Genomic DNA, 11,015 nt, shown 5'->3' on the forward strand with positions numbered 1-11,015 from the left:
TCTCGAATAATCGATAAGACATCCTCATCTGAGGCTTGAAACAATAGCAAGCTAAGAATAGGCTTCATGACTACTAATTCCTGGGAGGTTTAATTCCTTGAAAGATTATGCAACTATCAGTGCCTTACTATCTTTAAGAAAATGACCCGATCGCTGTCATTGGGGGTTCAAGCTTTTTCACCGATTTTTTGCTGGATCCGCTGCTGCTGACTGGAACGGCTCAGGGATGCTGCAAATTTAGAACGAAGGAGTTGTATCAATTCTCACTGATGATTTTGCCAAAATGCCTATTAATTTCCATTTAACTGTTATTTCCGTGATAACAAAGAGCTTTTTTATACATTACGAAGCAATTAAATTCGAGGGTGATCCGAATCGGCAAAGACGAAGAACAAACTTGGTGCTTTCTCCATTACGAGCTAGACGATGGTCGATCGCATGGAAGATTCCTGCAACAACCTAAATTTGTTCTAGCACTAATTCACCCCCTTGAGTCTAATTATCCTTCAAAATTACTGATAACTAACTAGACAGGCGACACAGACCGAATCCGGTAAATTCCCCCTTAACCTGACGCAGCTGGGTTGGATCAATCCCAATGAATTTCGACTTGTCTGGATGAGTCGGAATGGATCGAGATTCATTGAGACTGATCGAGTTTGACTGCGCCCAATCGAGATTGGGTCAATCGAAGGCCCGTTCAAGGAAGCAGGGAATTGCGCTGCGCCGAATCCAGCCAAAGTTGAGCCTGTTTGTCCAGGGGAGATAGATAGGGATAGATGGTGCTGGTTTGAAATTGGCGATCGAGCTGCCAGCCAGAACGCCGCAGTCGATCGCGCACCTCAAGGGAACTACGAAACAACAGCAGATCATAATTTGGGGGCACATTTACAGGTGACTGAGCATGTATAAATTGCATCACGACCCGAGAATTGAGGTGATAGCTGAGGGAGAACATGCGCGGCATGGTGTCGTAAGCAACAATCCAAGGTGATTCATAGCGCTCAATGACTTGAGCTAAGGGAGGAATTGCATAGCTCCCTTGTTTGTTCCACCAAGTATTGGCAGGCAAAATCATGGCGCAAGAACTGCCGCCCGCGATCAACAGGATAGCCAAAAGGCCATAGGCAATGAGCCGCCGATGAATGTAATGAATGTTCTGATCAATGTTCTGCTTGATGAACAAGAATTTGGATGAATGATGAGCTTGCTGAGCAGGGCGATCGGGAATGGTATTTGGCAGCAACAGCGTTGACAAATAGCCCGTGATGGTCAGTTGCAAGCCCAAATAACAAGGTGCAAGGTAGCGAATAATAGCCGATCGAAATCCTCCTTGGCTGAGGTCTAAAATCACCAATGCCAAGCCCTGCGATCCCATCATTGCCCACAACAACAACCGACTCAACAGCGGTTGACGATAAGCCAAGTTCCAAAAACTAATGGCCACCAAAATGGCAATAGCCAAGACAATTCCCTGCGCCGCGATCGGGTTGCTTAAAATCTGTCCTGTTGGCTCCCAATCTGCAAATGGTCGGGCCAAATTCAGCCACCAGTTATAAAGCAATGTGCTGAAAGGAACGGCTTGGGCAGTAAATCCGTTAGTGCGGGAAATGGTGCTGAGGTTTTGGAGAGTGGCAATGATCCAAGGCAAAAATAAAACGCCAGCACTGAGGGTACTGATTCCAAAGAATTGCCATTGCCTGGACAGGGGCGCTGGGGGAGCATTTGCTGGAGCAACTTGCTCGGTTATTGCGGATTGATTAGCCGCAGAAGATGATCGAGTGAGAGTAGATTGATCAGCCGAAACAGACTGACTCGATCGCCAGAGCCAATAGGCCGCAACCAAGCAATATCCCCCAGCAATTAAGACTGAAAACAGATGGGTATAGAGCAACAGGGCGAGCGATAAACTCCACCCGACCCAAGCCCAAATGCCACCCGTTCTGAGTGCCCGCAAAAGCAGCCAACCGGTGAGAGCAATCATGGCAGCCCAAAGGCCATACTCCCGCATTTCTTGGGCATAAAGTAAATGAAATGGCGACAGGGAAACCATGGCCGCCGCAATCCAGCCAGCCAATTGACTACCAAATAATTCCACAGCAATGCCGGCCGATGCTGGGATGAGCAATAGGCTGCAAAGGGCTGCAAAAGCGCGTCTCGTGCCCAATTCACTGCCTAAAATTTGTTCCCAAATCCTGGCGAATATATAGAAAAAAGGGGGGTGTTGGGGGTCATCTTCCGCGAGCGATCGAATGGTGTCATTCATTGATCGCTGCTCATGGGGTTGCTGATAGGTGGCTTGCAGTTCAGCCACGGTGCGGGGGCGCTCATCCAGTAGTTCCCGGTTGACTTCCGCGAGGGTGTAGCCTGCAATCCGAAAGGAGGTGAATACTTCATCACCCCAATACACTTTGGTTTCGAGATGGCTAAATCGGAGAACAACCCCCACACCAACCAGCATGGCCAGAATCCACGCGAGCCAACGACTACCCCAAGGTTGTTTGCTTCGGGTCACGATCGTTTCTTGTGTCATTGATTTTGAATTTTCGTTAAGCAAAAACCACAAACAGGCGATCGCCCGATGAAATTTCAGGGAGATCTCCATTGCTTTTTAAGCTGACTTGTGATGCCTTTACTTGTGAATAGGTTGATTTGTGAATGAGTTGACTGATGAATCGCAGATATTCACCAAGGTATGGATAGAGATTGTCAAAATGATTTTTGACTGTGGAGGCTGTGTTTTACCGTCGGTAGCCTTGCATCTTATAACTTTCGGTTACCCATCGAATTATTTTTTGGAGCTTGTCATGGATTTCGAGGATCGATTATTCTAGATAATCAATTAGAAAATAAAAGCTAATTGGTCTAAGTGTTGGGTTAAAAAAAGCACCCAAAAACAAACGAGTTTACGGAGTTGCATCGAAAGTCCCAAGCAAGCGTAAACAAGGCAAATCCGGTAACAACGGGCACAATAATCCCAAAATCAATCCCAAAATTAATTCCAAAATTAATCTCAAAGTTTTAGTGTTGATATCAGTATGGGTAATAGCGCTTGAAATTTAGGGAAGACAAGGGGGTGAAGCCCCTTGCCTCCATGGGGTTCTCCCGCAGGGTTGAGGATTTGAGTGATCGGGATCGATCGCCCCCAGACCCCAAACAAGTGCGCCGATCGGGGCTAAACTTCCCCGCCGGTTGAGTGGCTAGCCGGATTTTCGATCGACAACGCTTGGCCGTTGCCCTAGCGACCCGGTTGCATACCCACATGTTCGATCGCCCGCACGATCGCCCGCCGTTGCAAATCGTCATAGCCCCACCGTTCCAGGAAGTCAGCGAAGGGCCCGGTTTGCTCGGTGGCTGCGGTTCGGAGTTGGTGCAGCAGCTCTGTGATGGAAGGGCTGGCGGCTTTTGCCAGGAGGATCGGATGGGCGGCGAAATACTGATCCAGTTGCTGAAGCAGGTTGCCCGATCGGCGGCTGGTGCGGCGAGATTGGTCAGCCATGGCCCCATCGCCCGCTCGCTCGTGAATCACCACCATGGCCGCCGCCATGGCCAGATTTTTCACCAAAAGTTCCAACACCTGGTCTGGCGATTGAGCAAGGGTGACCACAAGGGCTTCCGGCGCAGGGTCCACAATCGATCGCTCGTCGGTCAAATAGACCACAAAAAAACCACGGGCCCCGGCCACATTGGCCACTAACTGAGCTGCCGCCGTTGCGAATTCTGTTGTTGTCCAGGATCCAGTAGCCCAGCGATCGAGCCATTCTTGCGTTAGCTCGATCGCCGCTTCAAAGGTTATCGGTTCCGGCAAGGTCATCGATGTTTGCATAGGATCCCATTTCAATTCATTGAGCCAATCCAGCAGACTAATTCTGAAAACCGATTAAAAGGGTAATCTTAATTACTCTGAGCGTGATTAAAACCAATCAAAAGCGATTGGCTGAAAATAATCGGCAATAATTATAGCTTGAATTTTACTGAGTTGACTGGCTTGGTTTTCATTTAATTTCTATTCAATGAATGCTTAAGCCCGTATTAAGTGCTTTGATCCATGCGATCATGAACTGATCGATATTTAACGGTTTTTGCTGAATTAATTAATGATTTTCTAAATATTTTTGACAATTTTGATGATAGATAATCGAAAATCTAATCTGAATCTTAAGTTTTGCCGAAATCAACCCAAAATCAAAATTCAACTCGCTCCAGTAATTTTTGTGTTGAATTCCTTCTTGGGAATTGTTTTAAATCTTGTGCCAAACCTTTAAAAAATTACTCATCGATTTCATCGTCTTATGCTGGCTTAGGAACTGAAACGGCGATTGACAAGCAAAGGCGAATTATGAATGATGAACTATGCTTTCGTCCTTGTTTCTGCCCTTGCCATCGCTGCCCATGTTTTTGTTTTTATCGAAGCTGTTGCCACTGTTTTTTTATCCCCTGGGGCTAAGTTGCGCTCTGATGGTGGCGGCGTTGGTGTTGTTGTCAATGCGGCGCGGGCGTTGGGCGGCTTGGGCGGTGGCCTTGGCGCTGGTGATTTTGTGGACGGCGGCGAATGGGTGGGTGGCGGTGGCCCTGACCCGATCGCTGGAGTCGCGGGCCCTGGTGCTTCAGCAACAAACGGGCGGCTCCGGTGACCTGCCCCGGGCCGATGCGATCGTGGTTTTGGGTGGGGGCATTAAGTCCACGGAGCCACCTCGCCCTTGGATTGATCTGGCTGATGAGGGCGATCGCACCCTCTATGCGGTGAAGCTCTATCGCGATCGCAAGGCTCCGAAGCTGATTTTTAGTGGCGGTCGAATTGCTTGGCGGGGTGGTGGCGGTCAGCCGGAGTCGGCGGCCATGGCGGAGTTGGCGGGAGTAATGGGAGTTCCGAGCGAAGATATGTTGCAGGATCCCAACTCCTTGAACACGCGCCAAAATGCCGAAGAGGTGAAGAAGATTTTGGAGCGGGAACGGTTGCGGCGGGTGTTGTTGGTGACTTCAGCGATGCATATGCCGCGCTCGATCGCCATTTTTCGCAAGCTGGGAATTGAGGCGATCGCGGCTCCCACGGATTTTCTTTTTAGTGATCAAGATGAGCGTGAGCGGCGCAGTTCTCCAGAGGGAATTGCGTTGAATTTCTTGCCCGATGCGGATAATTTGCGGGCCACCACTCGGGCCATTAAAGAATATGTGGGGATGGTGGCTTACTGGTTGCGGGGCTGGATTTAGGGCCGCTGGGATCGATCGGCCCGTGCCCCATAGGCATGTTAAGAATCGTCAAGTACACTCATAGGGATCTGAGTTGCTGAAGCAACGGGGCGCTCGGCCCGGTTGTCGCTTCCCCAGGCCGCAAGCAACTGGGGGAAAATAAGTAAATATACGGATTCAACAAACGGAAAGTCTTACCGTCCCATGGATAACTGGATCTCCCTGTCCGATCGCGAACTGCAAATTGTTGAATTAGTGGCTGCTGGTTTAACCAACCAAGATATTGCGGAGCAGTTAGAGATCAGCAAGCGAACGGTTGATAACCACATCAGTAATATCTTGACCAAAACCAGAACCGAAAATCGGGTGGCTTTGGTGCGTTGGGCGTTGCAGTGGGGCAAGGTTTGCCTAGATCAGGTCAATTGCTGCACATTGCCCAACGTGCCGCCCGTGGAAGTGGAAAACGATCGCGCAACGGCTTCCTAGGAACAGCCGACGATGACTCTTCAGATCCATGCCAGTTCATTTCAGCTCGTCCCAGGTCATCCCAGATTGACGTAGGGCCGCGCTGAACCGCGAAACACAGGCCATCATTCGTCAGGAGATTGCGAAATTAATGGTTTTAGCAACAGAGCAAGCTCAGACGAGTCGCGATCCTCAGTGGTTGCCGGCCGTGCAGCGACCGGCGATCGAATTTCCGCTCACGCCCTTGACGGTGACCGCTGGGGCAATTCCCGAAAATTTGCAAGGCACGCTTTACCGCAACGGGCCGGGCCGGATAGTGCGATCGGGACAGCCCACGGGCCATTGGTTTGATGGAGATGGGGCGGTGTTGGCGGTGCATTTTGGCCGATCGCCCGATCAACCCCAAGGCCCACCCCAGGCCCGAGCCACCTATCGGATGGTGCAAACGGCGGCCTACGAACAGGAAGAAGCGGCCGATCGATGGTTGTTTGCCAATTACGGGCAACTGGCTCCAAAACCTTGGTGGCAACGGGTGGGGCGCGATCTCAAAAATGCCGCCAACACTTCCGTTTTGCCCTTGGGTGATCGGCTCCTGGCCCTGTGGGAAGGGGGTTGGCCCCATGCGCTGGATTTAGACAACTTGACCACGATCGGCCCCGATTCCTTGGATGGGGTGCTGAAGCCGGGTCAGGCCTTCTCTGCTCACCCCAAGGTGGATCCAGCCACGGGCGAAATCTATAACTTTGGAGTGTTGCCGGGCCCCCGTCCCAAGCTGAACTTGCTGCGGTTCGATCGCGCCGGTCGCCTCCTGGCCCAACGCCAACTGCCCCTGCAATCCCTGCCCTTAATCCATGATTGTGTGTTAGCGGGGCCCTATCTGGTCTTTTGCATTCCGCCCTTGAGTTTGGAACTGTTGCCAGCGCTGTTGAACTTCAAATGTTTCAGTGACGCGATGAAGTGGCAGGGCGATCGGCCCACGCAAGTTTGGTTTGTCGATCGCGAAACCCTGACCCTCGCCGCCACCATTGAAGCGGAACCTTGGTTTCAGTGGCACTTTGGCAACGGTTGGCAGAATCCCGATCGCTCCGTCAGCCTGACCATGGCGCGTTACCCAAACTTTGCCACCAACCAACACCTGAAGGAAGCGGCCAGCGGCAAAATCAACACCCTTGCAACATCCCAATACGTGGAATTGCGGTTCGATCTCCAGCGGCGGCAATTGCTGGATCAACGGATTCTGTTCGATCGCCATTCGGACTTTCCGACCGTGGCCCCCAGCGAAGTTGGCTCCCCCAACCGCTACAGCTACTTTTCGGCCCATCGACCCGACCTCGATCGCCCCGCCGCTTTCAAACAGGAACAATTCGGCACGATCGCCCGCCACGATGCCCAAACCGATCGCATCACCTATGCCAGCCTAGAACCGGGGTGCTATCCTTCGGAGCCGTTGTTTGTGGCCGACCCGGCCGGCGACGGGCGATCGGGTTGGATCCTGAGCGTGGTCTATGATGGCAACCGGGATTGCAGCGACCTGCGCATCTGGCAGAGCGATCGGCTAGATGATGTCCCGATCGCCCGCTTAGCCTTCCCCCACCCGATTAACCTCGGATTCCATGGGGTTTGGCATCCCAAATCCACTTCCTAAGTTGCCTGAAGGCGGTGGCTGAAAAGAGCCACGTTCAGCCACCGCTTTCATGCTTGCTTTTGCTTTTCCATGCAATCGGCAGCCCCCAAAAACCTAATTCATCACAACTCTTGAACCATGGCTAAATACATTTTGTTTGGCAGCTACTGTGAAGATGCCCTCGAAAAACGCACCCCCTATCGACAGGCGCACCTAGACGGCTTAGCCAAACAAAAAGCAGAAGGCATTTTGATCACCCTAGGCCCCACCAAAGACAACAGCAAAGTATTTGGCATCTATGAAGCAGACAGCGAAGAAATCGTTCGTCAGCTCATCGAAGCCGATCCCTATTGGGAAAACGGTATTTGGACAGAATACGAAATCAAAGAATGGATTCAAGCCTTCTAAAAAAGATGCCTGAGAGGATATCTCAAAAGCCTAAACAGCTACCAAACGGGTTTTACCAAACAGGTTTTACCAACCATATTTCCCTGTTGCGATCGCTCCCTGGCCGACTGGCGATCGGGCTGGTGCGTCTTTACCAAGTCCTGTTATCGCCCCTGTTGGGCCCCAACTGTCGCTATTACCCCACCTGCTCCCACTACGCGATCGGGGCGATTCAGCGATTTGGCCTCGGGCGCGGGGGCTGGTTAGCCTTGGCCCGCATCCTGCGCTGCCATCCCTTCCAGCCGGGAGGCTATGACCCCTTGCCGGAAACCTGGTCTTGGCGGGCGGCCCTGGGCCCCGGCGCGATCGACTCCGATGCAATGGCCGGCCGGCCCCATCCCCTCTGGGCCAAATATCAGCGATCGGGCAACCAGTCGATCGCCACAGAGGCGATCGAAACCGAGGGCATTGAACCAGTTAATTTAGCCAATTCGGAAGTGGCAAATTCAGAAACAATCCAGCCAAAAGATTGAAATCTAAAAGATTGATATCCAAAAAATTAAAAAACATAAACTAATTTTGAGTCTCGATATTTTTAGCCGCATTAACCAATCCAATCTATTAAGATTCATTCATTGTCGTGGCCATCACAGTCAAATTTGCCAAGCGCTGCATTTTTCGCCCAAGTATAGACCTGATGGCTCACCATCTCTTCACCCATAGGAGCAACAGAAGATGAAAGTTCTAGTCGTTGATGACTACGCCACCATGCGCCGAATCATCAGGAATTTGTTGAGGCAGATTGGTTATGACGATATTGAAGAAGCGGGTGATGGTGTTAGCGCCCTTCAAAAGCTGCGGGAAAATAGGGTTGAGCTGATCATTGCAGATTGGAACATGGAGCCAATGACAGGGCTGCAACTGTTGAAAGAAGTGCGAGCTGACCGTAAACTAAGCGCCACACCTTTCATCATGGTGACGGCAGAATCCAAAACGGAGAATGTGATTGCTGCCAAGGAAGCCGGTGTTAACAACTACATTGTTAAGCCCTTCAATGCCGAGACGCTGAAGCAAAAAATTCAGGCTGTTTTGTGATGCTAGTTTGCTCCCGGTCAACTCCTAACGGTTAGTCATTGGGATAATTCATCCGGCGATCGCCCGTGAAACTCAACCAAATCTGGGCGATCGGCTTTGGTTACCAGAACGACGCTGCCACACTAACAATTCCTAACGGTTGATTTCATGCCGATCGCGGTTACTGATGCCATCACAAGTCTGGCGGTTGCAGAACAAACCCTGGCGTTGGCGCGTTGGGAAGAGGGCGGCGACTTCTTCACGGAATGGCGCGATCGTTTACCGCCGCTGTCGGAGAGCGATCGCGCGGCCTTGGCGCAATTGCGACGACGATATCTCTATCAGCGATCGGCCGGGCAACTTTTGGAAGGAACGGTGAATTTGTTGCTCACTTCGCCCCTGTTGGCGATCGCGGGTTTTTACGATCCACCGTTTCAAATTTGTGCGGAACCCTCGGTGGAATTGGCGATCGGGGATGGGGATGAAATCCTGCAAGGTCGTTTGGATGTGTTGGTCTTGCGCGATCGTCTTTGGATTGTGGTGATTGAGTCCAAAAAAACGGCTCTTTCGGTGTGGACAGCTTTGCCCCAGTCATTGGCTTATTTGGCAGCGAATCCTGATCCCGATCGCCCCAGCTTTGGTTTTGTCACCAATGGGGATGAAATGTTTTTCGTGAAATTGCAACAGCAACCGCGTCGTTGTTACGATCTTTCGCGACTTTTTTCGCCCCTAACTTCCCTGGAGGAATTGGCGATCGCAACTCAAATTCTGCGCAATCTCGGCAATCAATAACGCCGACCGGCGGCCTCTCAATCGCCTTGCTAAACTAAGCATTAACCTAAAGTTCCCGTTTCCCTCGGGTTTCGCTATGGTTGCGTCAATCCCATCCGCTCCGAGCGTGCCGCCATCGCAGGGCGATCGCCTGTCTTTGGCTGATTATTGGCAGCAGGAAGCGATCGCCGAGCAACGGCATGAATATCACGATGGAATTCGAGTGGAAATGGCTGGCGGATCAGAGGCGCATAGCAAAATTGCGGTGAACCTGGTGGCGTTTCTGCATTTTGCGCTGCGGGATACGGATTGGCAGGTGTATAACAGCGATTTGCGGGTTTGGATTCCTGACGCTCGCTGCTGCACTTATACGGATGGGATGGTGGTGCGGGGGGAGCCAGAATTTCACGGTGATCGCGATGATGAAATTCTGAATCCTAGTTTGATTGTGGAGGTGTTGTCGCCTTCAACGGAGCGGTACGATCGGGGCGAAAAATTCCGCAAGTATCGATCGCTCCCCAGCTTCCAAGATTATTTGTTGATTAGTGCTGAGGAACCCTACATCGAGCACTATTGCAAAACTGATCCGGTGGCTTGGACGTTCACCAGCCACGGGGAAATCGATGCGGCTCTCTGGTTAAGTAACCTGCAACTCTCGATTTCCCTAGCCGAAATCTACCGACGGGTAAACTTCCCGATCACGTGATAGTTGAGTGAAGGGATAGTTATTACCGCACTTCCCTGGTCACGTGCTGTAAAGCAAATTTATTTGCGCCTCGCTTTTCGTCTGGTATGTCCTCTAACGAAACTACCCTTGCGAAAATGGGGCCTGACGGAAATTCTGTCGCTTACATCGTGAAAGGACTTACTAGATGAAGCGCTGCTGTCAGAAGAAGAACCCAGAATGAGTATCAAGACAACTAACAAGACAAAAACAAAAATGATCTCCATAGTCAAAATCAAACTAAAAGTTGGGAGGTGGGAGGGAGTCACAAGGTAGTTTCACTACCAGCTTGGCAGCCGACTCAACACGGGAAATTGGTAGAGGATAGCCAAGAGTGTTGTAAGTTTGGTTTTTTACACACTTCTCATCTAAATTCCCCTTGTTTTGCCAGACAATGCACCTCATCACTCCAGGTTCAATAACCAAAATTCTTTGATCTGGAATCAGAAAAATCCAATAGTCTGCCTGTGAAGACCAGCCCCATCCAGGAACCATCCCCTGATCCTGAGAAATATGCTCAAAGAAGAGATTTTGTGTTTGCCTTGCTCTCAGATCAAGTTTGTACTCAACATTGATTGTATGTTTGCCAATTGACAAAACACGGTCAATGCCAGCCTTCTGATAGTGCGGAATAGAGGAAACATCAGAAATTTGGTAAGTCTTTCCTAGCCAAGAATCTAGAATTTTCTCGCCATTGAGTCCAATTAGTTTTTGTGCTGAAAAACTATAGGGCCGCATAACTATGACTCCTGAATAGCACTGGCTAAGTTCAGATGTAGT

Annotated in this window: 10 protein-coding genes and 1 pseudogene; 8 read left to right on the forward strand and 3 right to left on the reverse strand. The window is 50.7% G+C overall.

What is annotated here, in order from left to right; translation table 11 throughout:
* Positions 1-700: 700 nt before the first annotated feature.
* Entirely contained in the window at positions 701-2,461 is a 1,761-nt protein-coding gene (locus tag ACZA91_RS17840; RefSeq protein WP_463183807.1) for a glycosyltransferase family 39 protein, read from the reverse strand.
* A 777-nt stretch (positions 2,462-3,238) separates the two neighbouring features.
* Complete coding sequence (locus ACZA91_RS17845) at positions 3,239-3,826, reverse strand: hypothetical protein (protein ID WP_099534602.1); 588 nt, start codon at positions 3,824-3,826, stop codon at positions 3,239-3,241.
* A gap of 566 nt (positions 3,827-4,392) precedes the next feature.
* On the opposite strand from ACZA91_RS17845, the gene ACZA91_RS17850 reads away from it, so the two are divergent.
* From ACZA91_RS17850 to ACZA91_RS17885, 8 genes and pseudogenes are all read left to right on the forward strand, one after another.
* Positions 4,393-5,211: a YdcF family protein gene (locus ACZA91_RS17850; RefSeq protein WP_190530765.1), complete on the forward strand. Its 819-nt coding sequence runs from the start codon at positions 4,393-4,395 to the stop codon at positions 5,209-5,211.
* A gap of 183 nt (positions 5,212-5,394) precedes the next feature.
* Positions 5,395-5,676: a photosynthetic electron transport-dependent transcriptional regulator PedR gene (gene pedR, locus ACZA91_RS17855; RefSeq protein ID WP_099534603.1), complete on the forward strand. Its 282-nt coding sequence runs from the start codon at positions 5,395-5,397 to the stop codon at positions 5,674-5,676.
* 130 nt (positions 5,677-5,806) lie between these two features.
* Complete coding sequence (locus ACZA91_RS17860) at positions 5,807-7,300, forward strand: carotenoid oxygenase family protein (RefSeq protein WP_463183811.1); 1,494 nt, start codon at positions 5,807-5,809, stop codon at positions 7,298-7,300.
* Positions 7,301-7,417: 117 nt separating this feature from the next.
* The gene (locus tag ACZA91_RS17865) at positions 7,418-7,687 is read left to right on the forward strand and encodes a YciI family protein (protein WP_099534605.1); all 270 of its coding nucleotides are present in this window, start codon (positions 7,418-7,420) and stop codon (positions 7,685-7,687) included.
* 83 nt (positions 7,688-7,770) lie between these two features.
* Positions 7,771-7,992: pseudogene (gene yidD / locus ACZA91_RS17870) on the forward strand (membrane protein insertion efficiency factor YidD); the annotation flags it as partial.
* Between the two features lie 409 nt (positions 7,993-8,401).
* Positions 8,402-8,761, forward strand: a complete 360-nt coding sequence (locus ACZA91_RS17875; RefSeq protein WP_463183813.1) for a chemotaxis response regulator CheY — start codon at positions 8,402-8,404, stop codon at positions 8,759-8,761.
* A 147-nt stretch (positions 8,762-8,908) separates the two neighbouring features.
* Entirely contained in the window at positions 8,909-9,532 is a 624-nt protein-coding gene (locus ACZA91_RS17880) for a type I restriction endonuclease (protein WP_190354705.1), read from the forward strand.
* A gap of 76 nt (positions 9,533-9,608) precedes the next feature.
* Entirely contained in the window at positions 9,609-10,217 is a 609-nt protein-coding gene (locus tag ACZA91_RS17885) for a Uma2 family endonuclease (protein ID WP_463183816.1), read from the forward strand.
* A 258-nt stretch (positions 10,218-10,475) separates the two neighbouring features.
* Here ACZA91_RS17885 and ACZA91_RS17890 read toward each other — a convergent pair whose 3' ends face one another.
* Positions 10,476-10,973: a hypothetical protein gene (locus ACZA91_RS17890; protein WP_463183818.1), complete on the reverse strand. Its 498-nt coding sequence runs from the start codon at positions 10,971-10,973 to the stop codon at positions 10,476-10,478.
* Positions 10,974-11,015: the final 42 nt, after the last annotated feature.

Source organism: Limnothrix sp. CMB-01 (genome assembly GCF_055193175.1).